Here is a 17334-nt window from a genome sequence, read left to right as displayed (position 1 = left end):
TGATGCGAGACTAAGGTTTGATCACGGCCGACTGCGAAGAGTAATCGATAAGGACGGGCTCGTGCGACTTGGTAGGTTCGAGTTTCCGGCTGCGACGTGCCTCATTGTAGGACGTAAAGTACTGCTGCATGCCTTGGCAGCAGTGACCGTGCAGGTCGTTAACTTTCAACGGGCGCTCGCCGACGAGCAGGCCTTCGACGAGATAGTAAGTGAACACCGAGAATTCAGCGCCGACCGCCCACTCGTCCACTGCGCCCTTCGTGCTTGCCTGCAGTTTAGCGAGCATCTGATCTGAAACTCGCTTCGCGGCAGCCAGCTGGTCAAACCGACAAGCGGCCAGCACAGCACACTGCGGTTGCCCAATATCCTTGAGCCGGCCTGTTTCTCCGGACAGGAAGTCGAACTCCGAAAAGTCTGACTGATCTAGGTTCTTCTCCTGAGTCGCCAATCCGCCGGAGTGGCAAGCGTCGAGAATGACCACGCATTGCCGACCGGCTAGTCGCTGCAACCAGTGACCGAATTCATCGTCCGTCACCCCCGTCTGCCGGCAAAGTCGATCGTTAGCCTGTTCCACACTCGCCGACTCCTTTACCACTCGCAACCAACGAGAAAGGTGAGTTTCCATCCTTGGATCCAAGCGGCCGGCCTTTTGTTGCTTCAGCAACCCTTCCACAACCGTCGCACTGACAAAGTCATGCGGCAGTAGCCATTCGTCTCGATGGTCCTTTTCGTCGCCGTCATTGTCAACCAGCTGGCCGCCGTGACCCGAGAAGTAGATAAATATGGTGTCACCGGGTTGCGAAACCGAAGGCAGCCACTGCGTGATCGCAGTCTGCATCTGCTGCCGTGTGGCTTGCTCATTCAAGTACACGCGACTGTCGTCGAGCTTGCCCAACGACGTCATTAGCTCCGCCAGGGCGCGAGCGTCGTTCGCACACGACGGGAGATCAAGTCGCTTTCCCGTCGCTTCGCGAATCGCTTCGTCGAATTGATGTTTTCCGACGCCGAAAAATACCCCGAAGCGCCGGGCTTTGGTCGTTGGGAGCTTTGAGTCCCGGGCTAGAGTAGTGATTTCCACCTGATCTTCCGCCCAGGCGATCGAATGCTTGGCGTTGCTGGGCGCCTGAACCAGATCCTTGAGGGCCAAGTTTAATTCGGGGTTGGGAAGAGGATTTAACCGATCCTTGCGCAGCCGCGGGGCTTCCAGCAGGGGGAGTGGTTGTTTGGTGGCAATTACCTTCAACAACTCTTTGCCAAAAGGTGACGAGATTTGCCAGCGAAACAGGTCGCCAGCAGCCGGAATCGAGACCTCCTTCTTAGCCGTCAGACGATTGTCGGTTTGGCCTGAGTTGGGAAATATCTGATAGTTGCGTCCGTCTGCCTGCTGGTAGAGCACATACGCGTAAGCATCCTCCTCGCTGAGGACACTGACGCGAAGCGGTTCACCTTCGCGATATTTCCGATCTTCACGGTCAACCTTGACTCGAACGAGAAAGGTCGGCTTCTCCTGCAGGACACTGGCCAGCGTCGATGGGACTGTAGCAGTCGACGGCCCAGCCTCATTACCCGATTCCGCCTGGGCAGCGCACGGTGATGTATATGGGCCTGCGAGCATTAGCCCTAAGATCGCGAATCCTAAACGAAGAGCAATTGACATCTAATTCCCTCGACGATTAGAGATTGGCGGCGTGCATTTTACACCCCATAAAGGGGAGCACAAGCTTTGCCGTGTTGGAATGTGCCGCTCCAAACTGCGGCCGGACAACAAGCTACGACGCAGCAAGCCGTGCGAGTTAAGAGGGGAATCCAGATTTTTTCCGTTTTTTTGCCTGTTACAGAATCAATCAGACATATTTTCTTCTTCGAATTGCCGGTCGGTTGCATCGTCGTCGCCTAGTCAATTGCCAGATTGACCAAACTCCGAATCGGGTTGTTCGGATCGAGATTAAACGCCAGCCCTATGTGAGGGCCGCGGCCACTACTCTGAGCGTCATAGACCAGCGCAAGTGCCCAGCACCGCTGGTGGGAATTCGATTTCATCTATTGCACGACCAGTCCCCCGGGCGCCTGAACCCATTCCTGGACGGCCAGCCACGTTGAACGGAACAACGGCATGATTCGCGGCTTCTGCAAGCGGTTCGCACGATTGAGGTATGCCTTCAGTAAGAAACTGGAACACCACGAAGCGGCCTGTGCCTTGTTCGTCGCGTACTACAATTTCGTTTAGCGTGCCCGCCATGCCTACAACGGCGGCAAGGGTGGAAAGCTCCGCTCAGCGGATCGAGCCGAGGTCTCACCCGACTTTTTCCAGTAGTGCAAGAAAGGTAGGCGGGCGATGCTTGGGCTCTCTCTACACCCCCGTGTTCGCGGCTGCTTCTATTCGGTGAGCGTAAATGCACCCCAGTAGAACGCAGGGGCGGAGCCTTCACGCTCTCGGTGTTCGACGATGCGGTTGAGTTGGGCGAAGCGGAGGGCTTCAGCCTTACTCTTTCCCTCTGCCAGATAGCCGAAGAAGTCGCTCATTAGTTGAGCACTCTCGTTGTCGGGAATCTGCCAGAGCGTGGAGACCACGGCTTTGGCACCAGCAAGTTGAAACGCCTGGCGTAGACCAGCTACACCTTCGCCGTTCCGCACATCTCCGAGGCCAGTTTCACACGCGCTAAGCACCACCAGTTCCGTTCCACGTAGATCTGCGTTGACGATCTCTAGGCCCGTCAGTACGCCGTCATCTAGGCCGGCTTTGTCGCTGGCTGTAGTGCGGTTACAGCCAGCCAGCAACACGCCACACCGCAGTAGCGGATTCTCCAAAGGTTGACCGTCTTTAGTGCGAACGGAACGGCGTTCCCCTTGCCCCGACAGTACACCGCGAACTTCGTCTTTGATTTCGACCTCTTGCTCCGGGAAATAGAAACCGTGAGTTCCAAGAACTAGAACCTGTGGTGAAACAAGTTGCTTGAAGCGACCCTCTGTCGCTTCCCGATCCAGATAGACAAACGGATCTCTCTTGGTATACGCCTTAAGGCTCGGCGCAATGGCAACGGCCTCCGTCGCAGTTCCTCTCAGGCGCTCGGCACGGTCAAGCCGAGTATTCGATCGTCGAGCAGGTTTTGTTATTGGGAGTGATAACGGCACGATTTTAGCAAAATCAAAATCTGGATCGGCCAGTACGACCGACTTCTCTACGACCTTGGCCTTACTTTTTGCGATAAGTTCGCGGCCGCTGACCACGTACTTAAGGCTATAGTTTTCAATGAGAACCTTGCCCTCCTCGACCGGTAAAGCACCCCATGGCACGAGCCACAAGGCTGAATCAGGACTTAGGATTATCCCCTCCTTGCCAGATAAATGCTCACTTAGCGGCTTCAAGGTAAGTTCGGCCAGGCACGCGAGCGCCTTATCCGCGGCAAAGTGAGCTTCTTTCTCTTTCTCTTTCTCTTTGCTAGTTGCCGTTCCTGCCATGCTCATTGCCTTCCGAAAGGTGGCAACTGCGGTGTCAATTACATCTGCATTTCCAATATCCACAATTTTGACTTCCCCGTCATTTGCCGAGGGAATCAGCCAAGCGACGTAGAGCGAATCACCCGGCTTCTCCGTCCTTGAGTCAAAAGGGGCAAAGCGTACTATGTTTATCAGCATCGACTTTTTGGGAATCACCTTGCGAACGCTAATGATGTCGAACCAGGGGTCCGTCGTTAGATCCTCGCCCCTAACTTGGCCTAATTGTCGGACCAGTCGCTCCTCCTCAGATTGGAGCTCCGTCCTACGCTGCTCCGGCTCGTCGCTCAGCGACCTGTGGGCTACCTCAGCTAGTTCTCCGCGGACCTTGCGTAGCCGTCCAATGAGAGCTACCGTCTCAGGAGTAAATAGTTGGCTTCCAATAGACAGTGATTCCTCAGCCATACCCTTGCCATTGATTAGCCATCCTGCCGACAGCTCAGCCACATTAGCATTCGCTCGGGCGCGGCGACCAAAGGACAAGCTCTCGTACCAATTATTAGCGTGCTTATTTGTCAGGAATAGCAGTTGTGCCGCCTCGGAAAGCGACGAGAGAGTCCTTAGCTGATGAAATCGAAAGATACGGCGAGCCTGATTGAAACACTCACCTGCAGCAGAAAGGTCATTTTCTGCGTCCTCTAACCATGCCATGTTTTCATAAATGTCACCTGTGCTCGGGTGCCCGCTGCCAAGCACCTTCCGATTGATTGCCAAAGCCTCGTCGTAACACGCCCGGGCTGCCGCATAGTTTTTTTGATCGTACTCCAAAATGCCAAGATTGATTAGGGCTCCTGCGGTGTCCGCATGCTCATTGCCGCAAACCCTTCGTCGAATCGCCAACGCTTCCACGTACAATTGTCGGGCTGCTGCATAATCGCCTTGATTGCAGACCAAAATGCCGAGATTTTGCAGTGTACCCGCTGTATCGGGATGATCATTTCCAAGCACCTTGCGCCGAATAGTCAGACTTTCTTCGTGCAACTGTTTGGCTAGTGCGATGTCCCCTTGGTCTAAGGCTAAGGCGCCCAGATTGTTCAGAGTTAATGCGACGGCTGCACTCTCGTTACCAAGTACCTTGCGATACACGGCAAGTGCTTCGTCGTAAAACTTTCGGGCTGCAGCATTGTCTCCTTGGTCACTTACAAGGTTGCCGAGGTTATTTAGCGACGCGGCGGTTTCCAAATGATCATTACCGAGCACTTTGCGTCTTACGGCAAGTGCTTCGTCGCAAAGCTTTCGGGCTATGGAATAGTCACCTTGCTCATGAGCAATCGCTGCAAGGTTATTCATTGACGACGCAGTCTCGGTAGCCTCATTGCCGAACACCTTGCGGTATACGACAAGCGATTCTTCGAAGAACTGTCGGGCCGCGGTATAGTCACCGCGCATTCGCTCGACTGTGCCAATGTTGTTCAGTGTCATTGCGGTATTTGCGTGCTCGTTGCCAAACAACTTGCGTTGTATTGCCAATGCCTCATCGTAATACTTACGCGCCGTTGAATAGTCGCCTTGATCGGTTGTCGCATTACCGAGGTTGTTTAGCGTCCCGACAGTGTCTGAATGTTCGTTGCCATGCAGCTTGAGGTGAATTGCCAATGCTTCTTCAAAGTACTTTCTGCCTTCTGCATAGTTGTGTTGGTGGCATAGCAATGTGCCAATATTGCATAGCATCATTCCAGTATCGGCATGCTCGTTGCCAAGTGTCGATCGCTGGGTCACTAAAGCGGCGTCGAAATGCTTGCGGGCCAGGGCATAGTCGCCTACATCTTTAATCAAGCTTCCGAGAAGGCCGCGTGTTGAAGCTGAATCTGGGTGATCGTCGCCATGCACCTGGAGCTCTAATACAAGACATTGATTTAGTTCGTATATTGCTTCGGGATACTTTTCACGCCCTATCAGGTTCAATCCACGGTCCCAATGTGCACTGGCAAGCTTGGCGTTTTCGAGGCGCGCAGGGGAAAGTTGAATTTTTTCTACATGCTGCGCAGAAATCCAGCCGCGAACTTCTGCATTTGGGACTTTCACTCGCAGCCAATCGCCTTTCTCCTCGAATATCCACAATCGCGTTCCACGCGGAACGACGGCGAGCACAACCTTAGCGCTTTTGATCTGGGCTGTGCCCGGAGTCACAGTCACCATGTAGCCATCTGCAGCGCTAGCGGTCTGAAGCACACGGAAAAGTATCAAAGTCGCAAAGAGTAATATACGATTCATGCTTGTTTTCCTTGCCACGCTGGAAGATCTATGGTTTGATCGCTGCAACCTTGACTCGAACGAGAAAGGTCGGCTTCTCCTGCAGGACACTGGCCAGCGTCGATGGGACTGTAGCAGTCGACGGCCCAGCCTCGTTACCCGATTTCGCCTGGGCGGCGCACCGTAAGGTATACGGGCCTGCGAGCATTAGCCCTAAGATCGCGAATCCTAAACGAAGAGCAATTGACATCTAATTCCCTCGACGATTAGAGATTGGCGGCGTGCATTTTACACCCCATCAAGGGGAGCACAAGCTTTGCCGTGTTGGAATGTGCCGCACGCACTCCGGCTGGACAACAAGCTACGACGCAGAACGCAAAGCGAGTTAAGAGGGGAATCCAGATGTTTTCCGGATTTTTGTGCGGTTCAAAATTAATCGGACATTTACTTCGAATCGACTAGCCGCTGCTCAGTACTTGCCCGCTCGATCGCCAGATCAACCAAATTGGCCTGGCAGGGTCCAAACGAAACGCGAGTCCGGTGGCGACAGCCAAGGGGCTCGCGTTCGCGAATGAAAACGGCGTCGTCCACCGCGACATCAAGCCGGCCAACTTGCTGCTGGATGAGAAGGGGACCGTCAAGATTCTCGACATGGGCTTGGCCCGCTTCGACGACGGCATTGCCGCGCAGGAAGGGCTCACCAAATCGGGCGACGTGATGGGGACCGTTGACTACATGGCTCCGGAGCAGGCGTTCGACACGCGCCACGCCGACGCCCGGGCTGACATCTACTCGCTCGGTTGCACGCTCTATCGCTTGCTCACCGGCCTGAACATGTACGAGGGCGAAACCATGGTGCAGAAGTTGATGGGGCACCAGAGCAAACCGATTCCCTCGCTGGCCACTCAGCGGCCCGATACTCCCAAGGCTCTGGTGACGATCTTCGAGCGGATGGTGGCGAAGAAGCCCGCCGATCGTTACCTGCTCGCCAGTCCACCGCCCGCCGCCAGTTCCTCGGCGAAGCCCGAAGCCGACAGCAAACTTGGTTCATTCCTGCAATCGTTCACGGGAAAAAAGCCCATGCCAGTCACCGGCGGAGTCGCAACTGCGCAGAGGCAGCGCACGGCGGCCAAGACAATGGACGAACTATCCCCGACGATCGCGGTCGCCAGCGCTCAAGTCACAACCGAGCCGATTTCCGATCGTTCGATCCAGGTGGCGGCAACCGCTTGTCGTTATGGCAGGCGGGCTGGGTGGGTTCTTGCTGCTCGCCCTCGGCGTCTGGGTCATCATCCGCGACAAGGATGGTAAGGAAATCGCCAGAATTGAGGTGCCAGACGGAGGATCGGCGACGATCCAAACCAAAGGGAACGATCTCCCGCCAAGCACACCCGTTGGCAAGCCTCCTCCCCTCGCTAATTGGTGTCGATCCGAGCGTACCCAAGGTGAAAGAGCAGAGCGATTGTCCGGAAGTCCTGCCACGCGGTCCGCTGGGCAAGGCCACCCAGCGCTGCACTTTTCAACCGCCGCGAGCTGCACTATTCGACCGTCGTTTACAACGGACACGAATTCACGACAAAACTCAAGTACGACCGTTCGGGCAAAGCTAGTGCCGACACGACTGGCCAGAAGACCTACAAGTGGTCGGGCAAACGAGCGACATTTGGTCCCGGCGCCGTCATCCGCCTCACCAAGATGCCACGGTTCGCGAGGGTTCGCTTGGCTCAGGTGCGGAATGGACCTGGGTACGGAACAAAGTGGGCTCCAGAGGTTATCTGACGGTCCTTTCTAATTCTCTCAGAATAGGACGTTGGACTGTCCACAAATCCCCGAGCACCTTAAGGCCTGGTACGCGAGGTCGCGCAAAACCAGAGCAACCCAAAAAGTAGAGAAACAGCAAAAAGCTGAACCACACAATCGCCATAGAATTGGGCCCAATTTCGAGCAATCTTCGCTGATTGGCAGGCTGAGATAAGCCTGGTAAGTCAAACCGTCGTAAACCAGGACTTACTATTTGCCCTCACGTGATGGCATTCTCGCCGATCTAACTGTGAGGACCTCTGATGCACATTCAACTCGAACAGGCGCTCGCACGTACTCGCGAGCGGTTCACCATCAACCAAGTCGCCGCGATGTTCGACGTCCACGTCGGTACGGTGTGGCGTTGGGTATCTCGCCGTGGCGTGCGTGGTCGCCGCCTCCCCAGCGTGGTAGTGGGGGGACGTCGCTATATCTTGGCGACCGATCTGACGGCTTTCCTCGCTGAGCAAGGGCCTGAACCACCAGAGTCGGATGACCGGCGGCTGCGTGCCGCCGCCGCGGGCAATCTGCTCGATGCGCGTGGCGTCGTGAAGTCTTAGTGTCGTCTCGTCCATTGGCGGCTGCCGTTAGCAGCCGCCATATACACCAATCCCGCCTGGCGTCGCCCATCAAGATGATCGCCAGGCGGGACGGAGTACTTTCATGTTATCCAAAAATGATCCGGAAAAGAAGACAACAAAGTCAAGTAAGAAGGCCAGCCCCAAGAGCACGACGGCAGCGGCTGAGACCAGCTCGCTCGACGTCCGCGAGCAATTGTTCAATGAAGGCCTGATCGGCCCGGTTAGAGCAGTCCAGGTCTCCGCGGCGAGGATTACTCAGGTCCGCGGCCTGATGTTCGACGTCGACCCCGGCCTGCTGAAGCCCGATGGCGCCATGGGGGAGATCCCTGCCACGCCAGTGAACTTTTATGAACGCGTGATAAGGCCGATTCTTGACCGCAGCCCCGTCCTGGCCAAGGCGGAGGTCCGGAGTTCTGGGACTGGGCTGCATGTGATCCTGGGGTTTGACGCGCCATACCAGTGTGATTCGGACGCAGCGCGCGAAGATATCGCTCGGGTCGCGGACGTTGTCTTGTGTCTTCTTCCGAGCGATCCGATGCAGCCGGGGATCACTGCAGTCACTCGGCCCATCGGTAGCCTCAACAGCAAGAACGGTGCGACCGTCGAACTCATCACGCCCGGTGAGCCAGTAACTTACACCGAAGTGCGCGATTTGGCAGTGCGGTTCGTCGCATCACCATTCCGGATGCTGTGCGAGGTGCTGTTCGGGGGCGAACGCATCAGGCCCTGTCCCGTCTGTCGCGAAGCCGAGACTACGCTCGTCGTCCAGGAGCACTACGGCAATTGTTATGGTTGCGGCAAAGTTACGCTCCCGCAAATCTGGAATAGTCTCTACCGCGTGAGCAAGGAGGTGAACGATGGCCAAGAGGAATAAGAGTCTGACCCTTGGTGAGAGTCTTGCCGACCGTTTCGCAAAAGCCAAGCGACTTTTCCGTGCGTTCGCAAGTGATGGAACGCGAACGTTATATGCGACTCGTGACATCACAATGAACGGTGAAGTGCGAGGTTGCTTCGACGGCAAGCTCGCAGAACTCACCGCTGTGATGGTGCAAACCGGCAAGATTTACACCTGTCGCGACGAGATCGTTGTAGAGCAAGGGAGCGAGATTCATGGCGAATTGATTCCGATTGCTGGTCACGGGACAACGTCGCCGGCCGCAGGAGCGATGCTTGCTAACTTTATCGTCGCCGAAATCGATGGCGAAGAAGATGCACCGCCCAAGCAGTTCTCATTGCCCCGCTGCATCGCTCAGTCGCTATTGCAACGCGAACCAACGCGCGCCGCACTGCCGCAGATTCGCCAATATTTTCGGCGTCCTGTGATCGATGTGGATTTTATCGTGCGTGGCCCCGGCTATCACGCCGATATTTGCACGCTGGTACATAGCCACCGTATTGAACCGGTCGTGCTTGGGCCGGTGCCGAGTGCATCGTTGCCCGCTCTGCAACGGTTGCCGCATCACTTGCAGCAACTCTTGAGTGACTTCTGTTTTTTTACCAATTCTGACGTCGTGAACTACGTTGCGATGCTGCTCACGGGCGTGCTGGCGACGCACTTCGCCGCGGATGGCAAGCCGATCTTTGCGCTTGACGGAAACCAGCCGGGCGTCGGCAAGTCGCTGTCCGCAACCGCGGCCGGAATAGTGCTAGATGGCGTCGTCCCGACCCTTAACCGCTATATTTCAGACGAGACTGAGCTCGAGAAGCAGATCGGTTCCTCGCTACGAAAGAGTCATCAATCGCTATTGATCATTGACAATGCCAAGACACCCAGCGGCGCGGCGATCAGCAGCGCCGTGATCGAGTCAATGTCGATGGCGCCGCTGCTTTCGGGTCGCATCTTGGGGCAAAGTGCAAACTTCGAGCGGGCAAATGATGTGCTGTGGATCCTGACCATGAACTCGACCCAGTTGAGCCGGGACTTGGCGACGCGCAGCTGCGCGATCCAATTCGCCTTTGAAGGCGACCCGACGAAGCGGTCGTTCGGCGATCGCAGTCCCCATGAGTACGCGATGCGGCATCGTGGCGAGATTCTTGGTGAATTGTTTGGCATGCTCGATCGCTGGACGCAGGCTGGCCGGCCTCCGGGCGAGCGGCCCCACAGGCTCGCCAAGTGGGCTCGAATCGTCGGCGGGATTTTGTTGGCGAACGGGCTGCCAGAATTCCTGGTGAACCAGGACTGCGTCATTCAACAGTTTGATGCGAGTGCGGACCAACTCGCCGCGCTGGCGGAGGCCGTGCTGAAGAGCGGCAATGGACCATTCGTCAGAACCGACTCCTCACCGCTCCCCGCCGAGGGCCTGGTCGCAGAGAGGGCGCTTGCTGCTGGCGACTGGGTAGGTTTCTTCATCACCGCCGACATTGATCGCGAGCGTTTACAAACTGCCAAGTCCGAGCACTCCAGAGCGACCATCGTTGGCAACATTCTGTCGCCGCTGGTGAGTCGCACTGTGGAGGTCCAGGTCCGGCCGCCGGTAACAGCGACGTTGCAGTCGATCACGGGGCGATCGAAGAGGAAGTCCTATTACTTCGTTTTTGAAGCTCTGTCACTGGAATCGGCTGCGGCGGTGAAAGCGGCTGAGGAGTTCGCTGCAGCCGACCTCTGCAATGAAGCTAATTCGTCGGAGACGGCAGCTATGCCGGAGGTTGGGGGTTCTGGGAAGTTCGCTGCCGCTCTGGAGGTGCAACAAAGCGGGGAAAACGAACGAGAAGCGGTGGACCTTGACGCGTGGGTGGACCCTTGAGGGCAAGGTCCACCATCAAGGTCCACCACACTTAAGATGCGTAATGTTAATCCTTTACAGACTGATTGGTGGACCTGGTGGACTTTTTTGGAGGTCTCTACACGTATATGGAGTAAATCAACACGTTCATACATTAAATAACCCTACTAGAGCCCAGCGGTTGGGACATAGGTCCACCATCGGCAGCGAACACACGGAAGTTATTGTCATATCACATGTTAAGTCTGGTGGACCTTCGTCAAAACGAGGTCCCCCAAATCTCTAAGGTCCACCATGAGCATTCAAGTTGAGCTGGGAAAGCATCTCGCCACTTTCCGTACGTGGGAGCCCGCTATGGGCACGATCTTTTCGACCGGCTTCGCATTTGATACTGAGACCACCGCCATCGATGAGAATCGCCGGTGGTTCACGCCGGCCTTCGTACTCGGCGCCGCCTACGATGGCCAGCGAGGGGTGCTGATCCATCGGGATCAGATGGCTGCGTTCTACCTGGCGCACCGCCACCTACCCTGGCGGATGCACAACGCGCCGTTTGATCTGGCCGTTCTCCAGTTGCTGCTTAAGAACTGCGACGTGTACGCGCTCGTGGAAAACAATCAAGTTTGGGACACCCAACTGCTGCATCGGCTGTGGCTCCTAGGCAGTCAGGGAAGTGATGGATTCGGCCAGTCCTCTCTGGATCACTGCGCTCAGTTTCATCTTGGTCTGGACCTGCCCAAGGACCTGCAGGATAACCAGGGGCGAGACGTGCGGACCGGCTTCGGTCGTTTTCTTCACCGGCCGATCAAGGAGATTGATGCCGTTCACCTTCGGTACCTCGCCACCGACGTGATTGCAACCCATTTGCTGTTCGAGGCTCTGCGACGCAAGCTGCGCCAGATGCTTTCTAGCTGCCAAACCGCGTTTGGCTTCGTGTCGAAGGATTGGCTGCGAGACGCCACTGAGCGATTCGGTCCGCAGACGCACCACATCCAGCTGAGGGCAGCCATCGTGCTCAACGCGATCACGGTAAACGGGCTGAACGTGGATCAGCAGCAAGGCGAAGACCTCAGCAAGACCCTGGGTGCCGTCCTGCAGGAGTTGCGCGACCGGCTGAAAAAGGAAGGCTATCAACCCGGCCAGAAAGGTTGCGGCAAGGCCCTTCAGGAGATCTTGCGAGGGATTGAATCACGCAACCCCAGCGGGCCACTCCAACGCACCGCAACGTCCGGTGCCTACGCGACAACCGAGGAGGCCTTGTCTACCTTGGCCGAGAGTGAGCCGTTTGTGCGCGACCTGCTGGAATTCAAAGCCGTCGAGAAAATGCGAAATACATTCGCGCAAAAACTCAATTGCAAAGTCCTGCACCCCTCGTTCAACCCATTGGTGCGGAGTGGGCGGACTTCTTCCTTCGGCGAGATTAACTCGCAAAACTTGCCGCGGGACGATCGGGTACGGTCTTGCTTCGTGGCGCCAGAGGGGCACGTCTTTATCAACGCCGACTATGCTGCCATCGAGATGGCAACATTGGCCCAAGCCGTCATGGGACAACTTGGCTTGCACTCCTCGCTGGGCGCCGCCATCAACGCCGGGCAAGATCCACACCGGCTCGTCGCAGCCCAGGTCACGGGCAAGCTGCCGAGCGAGATTACTAAGCAAGAACGCCAGCAGGCAAAGGCGATCAATTTCGGCAAACCGGGCGGCATGGGAAACCGCTCGTTACAGCGTTACGCACAAGCCAGCTACGGCGTGACCTTGAATGACCAGGCCGTGGCGGCCCTATCGGAGGCGTGGTTTGAGCAGTTCCCCGAGATGCGTACGTTTTTACAGAAGGATGAGCCGTTTGGCACCGCCGTAGCGGTGTTCTTTGGTCTGACTCCCTCCGCACATCTGCAGCACACCGAAAACAAAAAATTCATTGATCATCCCGAAAACCGCGGACGCGAAAACATGCCTCACCCCATCTTGGCCAGCATGTTCTTGAAGGTCATGGCCGAGGTGCGCCCCCAAACCCGAGCTGGTCATGAGTACTCGGCTGAGGACATCGACTTCTTCTGGGGCCAGGCGTCGCAGCGAGTAGCCGACTTGCCCAACAAAATGCAGGCGGACATCCTCGCCCGCCGACCATCCAAACGCCTGATGCAGTTGCTACTCGGCTTCACTGATCGCGGCAGCGTCATCACACTTACCGGGCGGCTACGCGCCAATGCTACGTTTTGTGCGCGTCGCAACACGGTGTTTCAGGGCTTGGCTGCCGATGGCGCCAAACTTGCGCTGTGGCATCTTTGGCGGGCCGGCTATGCAATTCACAACTTCATTCACGATGAAGTGCTGGTCGCAGTTCCAAAGGGGCCGCTGCTCGGTTTCCACGCTCAAATCATTCGACAGCTGCTGATCAAAGGGATGCAGGAAGTTGTGCCCGACGTGCGTGTTTCCGTCGAATATCTTGCGACTCGCCGGTGGTCGAAAGATGCAGTGCTCGTGCGCGACGAAAGCGGCCGGCTCTCAGCTTGGGAGCCTGCGGCGACGCCAAGTAGGCCACAGCCCGAGATAGCGACCTGACTCAGTAGAAACCGGCGTCGGAGCCCCAATCGGACAGACGCTCGCAAGCGCCACAGCGAGTCTGGGCAGGTCCTGCACTTGGTTACGGGCAGCTCGGTCGAGGCCGCAGGTGGACCTCGTGACGGCCTCGACGGGCATTTACGTAGCAGCGGCCATTAACCCGTGCTGAATGCCCAGCTAGAAGCATCTGCCCGGCCGCTCGTTGGAATTCTCACGAGACAGCGAGCTACTGTCTAGCAGTCTTGCCGACGCGGTGGCACTCATGCTTCACGAACATCGTTGCCAGCGGACCGCCTTTTGTCCTTCATGACTCATAAGCCTAACAGGACAGCTGGTCAATTTTCAAACACACTGGCAAATCGCTTTTTACAGGGTCGAAGACAATTTGTTTGCCCCCGCCCCAGTTGCCACCCCGGGGTAGGTCATTCTCTCGATGCATACTCACTGCTCGATGCTTCAACCTGATCTAGTCTGAGTAAGAACTCTGCCGACATTTTGTCGCGTATTTGCTCTTTTCTTGTGCGGTTAACTGCCTAATAATTTCTTGTAGACGCGTCTCTCCGCGGCTGCACTCTGTTTCACTTTCCCCGTAAGTTGTCCCGCGTAGGCACCGAAGCGGCGGATGGTGTTCGCCGCCCATTTTGAAAGGTCAATGCGATGAGGACGTCCAATCTGCCGTTGAACTTCAAACCTATGAACTCGAACGGCCAATCGATTCTCAAGCTGCCCCCAGCGCCGAGTAAGAAGCCAGCTCCGCCGCTGGTGCTCAAGAAGTCCGCCCCCAAATCATCCGCGGCAGTTGTGTCGGAACCGCGGGTCGAGATGCGCAACATTTACAGTCTTCGGTGTCACCCTAAGCAGGAGTACTATTTCCCTAGCGAAGCTGCCGCAGACGTCGAGTGTCTGATGGCGGACATCTTGGCCAACGGCCTACGCGAAATGATTGAAGTTACGCCTGAGGACGTGATTATTTCCGGCCACCGCCGCAGGGCAGCGCTGAGCAGGCTCCAATGTGATGGACATTCGCAGTTTGAGGAAGTTGAAGTTCTGGTGCGTTACGATTTGGCAGCCCAAGGCAAGCAGGCGATTGAGCGGCGACTGCTGGAGGCCAATCTCAACCGTCGCCAGCTTACTGTCATGGAGTTCGCGCGTGTTACGAAGGCGATGCACGAAACGGAGGCTCGCACGATCCCCCTTAGCAACGCCAAGTTGCTCAACTCCATTGCCGGCAAGTTTAATGTCAGCCGGAAGACACTGGAACGCAGCTGGGCCCTGCTAGAACTGCCGATCGAACTACAACGGCTGGTAGACAACAAGAGGCTCACCCAGCAACTCGCGCAGCAGATCCTGGATTATGCCACTCCCGCCGAGACGGAAGAACTGCGGCAGCTATCAATCCAAGGTGGCAATGTAAAGAAGCGCGCGCAGAAGCTGCTGCAATCAAGGCTGCCCAATCAAGGCCGTAAGCCACCGTCACCGACAGAGTTACTGGAGCAGTTCCTGGAATCGAGCCACGGTGTGGCCTATTACTTCGGCGTCATCGTCCAGCTCATTCAAGAGAACATCGGTGAGCGACCAGAGATGCTCAAGTATCTGGCTGGCCTGCGACGCGCTGAACTAATCGTTCCGCGGTTGCTCGACATCGTCACGCATTCCGCCAAGCTCGATCCAGACGATATCGCAGAACGGCCAACGTTGGGGAAGAAGTCAATGGCGGAGATAGTTACTGAGATGGCAACTGCGCTTGACGCTGCCAGGTACCCCAAGACCACACAACCAGCTCAGTCGCCGCCGGCCGAGAAACCACTGCTGATCCTTAAGCGGAACCCGGCGGTGTAAGCTCAGGTCAGCTTGCAGCTCTCTTCTGTACCGGCCGCCACCCGCTAGTCAAGAATGCAGCGGGTGGTGAGCCGGCTGGCGACCACCACAGTTCAGGCAAATTGCCACACGGTTCGCTGGAACGAAGACTACGTCTCTATCAGGGAGACGCCGAGGACAATTTGTCCTACTCGCGTGTATCAAACCGCCGGGTTTAGCATGACTCGGCTCCGGCGATTCTGAATTTAGGGCAATTTCAAATGATGCCCTTTTGGGCCGAGTGCTGAGCGGCGCTTTCCGGGAGGAAATGATTCAAACCGAAGCGGCCGTGGACTATGAGTACGATCAGCTCAATATGGTGGTGCTCCAGGGCTGACGCACTACAGCGGCTTTGGGCAGTTCAGCCTTCGTGAGGCCAAACCCAGTTTTGGCCTCTAGCGGGCTTCTCCGGAGCCTTGGCAGGGCTTTTGAACTGCTTCTGGCGGAAGTGCCAGCTTGAAGGCGGCAAAGCCCGACCGGCCTGATCTAGTGGCCAGAGCGGTGTGACGGCTTCCTGCGGTTAGCGGTTCGTCAAATTGTCGCGTTCATGCCGGTCAGCTGCGTGCAGCACGAGCACGATAGGAAGTTCCTGATGGGGTTTTGTCGTTGCACTCGACCGAAGACGAAACGAATCAGCGTCGAGGACGAGATCGTGCTGCCGGCAAATGTGCGTTGCGAACAGAGGCCGGTGGGGTGCTGAAGAGCTATAGTCGCATCGCAGCCGTGCTGAGAACCACAACATTGGGGAGTTTTCTGCGCGAGTTCTCGCCACTTGGGGTGTGGGAGGCCAAAAGAGGTCCGAGTCCGGGCAAGAGAATCGCGGCTACACTCCTCGGAACGACGGCTGGTCCGCTGGCCGGAGCACCTTTCAAGCCGTTCGCGCGCACCGGCACCCAGCTTCGCCCGATTCCTTCGTTCGACCGGCGTCAGTTGCTGATGGCCACTGGCGCGCTACAACTCTGGCAGCGGACGGCCCGATTGCCCGCCAGACGCGCTTGCCGAGCCGCGACTTTCGCAGCCGCCAACTGTTTGGGAATGTCTACGCCCGTGCCAAAGTACATTTCGTCCGGCGTCTGCCCCCGAAAGCGGAGTGCGGGAGTCGCGCGTTGTGCTCTTGGACGAAGAACGCCACGAGCTTCTCAACCGCGCGAACCGAATCCAGCGTGTTCAGGAACAGCCACTGATGCTTGAGCACGCGCCACCAGGATTCGATCATCGAATTCGAGAAGGTGATCTCGGTTTGGGCCAGGACTCGGCTCAACAGGCCCGAGGCAAGCAATCAGTTCGTCGACGGCTCCGTTGAAGTTCTCGACGCCGCCATCGGCAACTAGCATCGGTTTCTCGCCGCTGACGCCTTTCGCTGCCGTGAGCAGGATGTCCACGGTAGTATTCGGATCAAATGTCCCGCTGACCTTCCAGGCCAGGACTCGCCGCGAGAAGTTGTCGATCACGGCCTGCAAGTACGCTCGGCTCCCATCGAGCAGACGGAGCACCGAGGTGTCGATGTGCCAGATCTGATTGGGCCGGGAAGCGCGAATTCCGACTTTCGGAGCCGCCGGGTGCACCCGTTGCCTGGGTCGTCGCCACCGGTGCTCCCGCACCAGCCGATACCAAGTGCTCGCCGAAGCGTAGGCCTTGCCGATGCGTGGAGCGAGCCGCGCCAGTGTCCCGGTCGGCACGTGCCGGTAGTCGTCAGACGTGACGAGTTCATGGATCACGCCGACTTCTGCGGCCGTGAGTTGCTGCGGCGAGGATCGTGGACAGGAAGACCCGTCATCGAGAGCGCATTGGTCCTCACCGTTCCAGGCATGGTACCGCGAAGGCGACAAGCGCACGACGCGCAGCACGGATCGTAGCGGCAATGCTGACCGCGATTGTTCAATGGCGCGTAGCAGTGAGCGTTTGTGGCCGCCGTCCGGCAGTCTTGTCTGCCTCAGCGAGTAGCCGGACATTCTCCATACGACCAACAACACCCGCAGCAGCGCGATCAGTTTCTGAACGCGTCGGCGGAACTGTAACACTTCTCGCTGCAACTGAATCGCGTCCAGGTTGAGGGCCTCGACGGTGACGACTGGAACTTCTGAATCCGTCAGCCAGCTACGTGCGGTCGAACGAGGGACCCC

General features: G+C 57.1%; 11 protein-coding genes. 6 read left to right on the top strand and 5 right to left on the bottom strand.

The window, feature by feature from the left end; translation table 11 throughout:
• Window positions 1–10 precede the first annotated feature (10 nt).
• Together ETAA8_RS21740 and ETAA8_RS21735 are read right to left on the bottom strand one after the other, a co-directional pair.
• Window positions 11–1657 carry a DUF4384 domain-containing protein gene (locus ETAA8_RS21740; protein ID WP_145093231.1) on the bottom strand — a complete coding sequence of 549 codons (1647 nt, stop codon included), beginning with the start codon at window positions 1655–1657 and terminating at the stop codon, window positions 11–13.
• Between the two features lie 719 nt (window positions 1658–2376).
• Window positions 2377–5709, bottom strand: coding sequence for a tetratricopeptide repeat protein (locus ETAA8_RS21735; RefSeq protein ID WP_145093228.1), 3333 nt, complete (start codon window positions 5707–5709; stop codon window positions 2377–2379).
• Between the two features lie 519 nt (window positions 5710–6228).
• On the opposite strand from ETAA8_RS21735, the gene ETAA8_RS21730 reads away from it, so the two are divergent.
• The 3 genes from ETAA8_RS21730 to ETAA8_RS21720 all read left to right on the top strand — a co-directional run bounded on the left by ETAA8_RS21730 (window position 6229) and on the right by ETAA8_RS21720 (window position 8943).
• On the top strand, window positions 6229–6999 hold the full coding sequence (locus ETAA8_RS21730; protein WP_202921177.1) for a serine/threonine-protein kinase: 771 nt from the start codon (window positions 6229–6231) through the stop codon (window positions 6997–6999).
• Between the two features lie 752 nt (window positions 7000–7751).
• Window positions 7752–8048: a helix-turn-helix domain-containing protein gene (locus ETAA8_RS21725; protein ID WP_145093222.1), complete on the top strand. Its 297-nt coding sequence runs from the start codon at window positions 7752–7754 to the stop codon at window positions 8046–8048.
• A gap of 103 nt (window positions 8049–8151) precedes the next feature.
• Window positions 8152–8943 (top strand): hypothetical protein, encoded by a 792-nt coding sequence (locus ETAA8_RS21720; RefSeq protein WP_145093220.1) that lies wholly within the window; start codon window positions 8152–8154, stop codon window positions 8941–8943.
• Window positions 8944–9031: 88 nt separating this feature from the next.
• Here the strand turns inward: ETAA8_RS21720 and ETAA8_RS34845 are convergent, their stop codons facing one another.
• A complete protein-coding gene (locus ETAA8_RS34845; protein WP_202921176.1) occupies window positions 9032–9181 on the bottom strand; it encodes a hypothetical protein in 150 nt (49 codons plus the stop codon).
• Between the two features lie 147 nt (window positions 9182–9328).
• On the opposite strand from ETAA8_RS34845, the gene ETAA8_RS21715 reads away from it, so the two are divergent.
• From ETAA8_RS21715 to ETAA8_RS21705, 3 genes are all read left to right on the top strand, one after another.
• Window positions 9329–10813: a hypothetical protein gene (locus ETAA8_RS21715; protein ID WP_145093217.1), complete on the top strand. Its 1485-nt coding sequence runs from the start codon at window positions 9329–9331 to the stop codon at window positions 10811–10813.
• Window positions 10814–11146: 333 nt separating this feature from the next.
• Window positions 11147–13354, top strand: a complete 2208-nt coding sequence (locus ETAA8_RS21710; protein WP_202921175.1) for a DNA polymerase — start codon at window positions 11147–11149, stop codon at window positions 13352–13354.
• A gap of 657 nt (window positions 13355–14011) precedes the next feature.
• Entirely contained in the window at window positions 14012–15193 is a 1182-nt protein-coding gene (locus ETAA8_RS21705; RefSeq protein ID WP_145093211.1) for a ParB/RepB/Spo0J family partition protein, read from the top strand.
• Between the two features lie 1057 nt (window positions 15194–16250).
• Here the strand turns inward: ETAA8_RS21705 and ETAA8_RS35965 are convergent.
• Together ETAA8_RS35965 and ETAA8_RS34840 are read right to left on the bottom strand one after the other, a co-directional pair.
• Window positions 16251–16427: an integrase core domain-containing protein gene (locus ETAA8_RS35965; RefSeq protein ID WP_145093209.1), complete on the bottom strand. Its 177-nt coding sequence runs from the start codon at window positions 16425–16427 to the stop codon at window positions 16251–16253.
• Entirely contained in the window at window positions 16351–16929 is a 579-nt protein-coding gene (locus tag ETAA8_RS34840) for a DDE-type integrase/transposase/recombinase (RefSeq protein WP_202921173.1), read from the bottom strand. Before ETAA8_RS34840 ends, ETAA8_RS35965 begins: the two co-directional genes overlap by 77 nt.
• Between the last annotated feature and the right edge of the window lie 405 nt (window positions 16930–17334).

This window comes from Anatilimnocola aggregata (genome assembly GCF_007747655.1).
Classification (GTDB): Bacteria; Planctomycetota; Planctomycetia; order Pirellulales; family Pirellulaceae; genus Anatilimnocola; species Anatilimnocola aggregata.
The sequence above is the reverse complement of the archived record's forward strand: the minus strand, read 5'-3'. Positions and strand labels throughout refer to the sequence as shown.

Coding starts and splice junctions, on each gene's coding strand:
- ETAA8_RS21740 (WP_145093231.1), bottom strand. CDS start 1,657: ATGTCAATTGCTCTTCGTTTAGGATTCGCGATCTTAGGGCTAATGCTC.
- ETAA8_RS21735 (WP_145093228.1), bottom strand. CDS start 5,709: ATGAATCGTATATTACTCTTTGCGACTTTGATACTTTTCCGTGTGCTT.
- ETAA8_RS21725 (WP_145093222.1), top strand. CDS start 7,752: ATGCACATTCAACTCGAACAGGCGCTCGCACGTACTCGCGAGCGGTTC.
- ETAA8_RS21720 (WP_145093220.1), top strand. CDS start 8,152: ATGTTATCCAAAAATGATCCGGAAAAGAAGACAACAAAGTCAAGTAAG.
- ETAA8_RS34845 (WP_202921176.1), bottom strand. CDS start 9,181: ATGAATCTCGCTCCCTTGCTCTACAACGATCTCGTCGCGACAGGTGTA.
- ETAA8_RS21710 (WP_202921175.1), top strand. CDS start 11,147: ATGGGCACGATCTTTTCGACCGGCTTCGCATTTGATACTGAGACCACC.
- ETAA8_RS21705 (WP_145093211.1), top strand. CDS start 14,012: ATGAGGACGTCCAATCTGCCGTTGAACTTCAAACCTATGAACTCGAAC.
- ETAA8_RS35965 (WP_145093209.1), bottom strand. CDS start 16,427: ATGATCGAATCCTGGTGGCGCGTGCTCAAGCATCAGTGGCTGTTCCTG.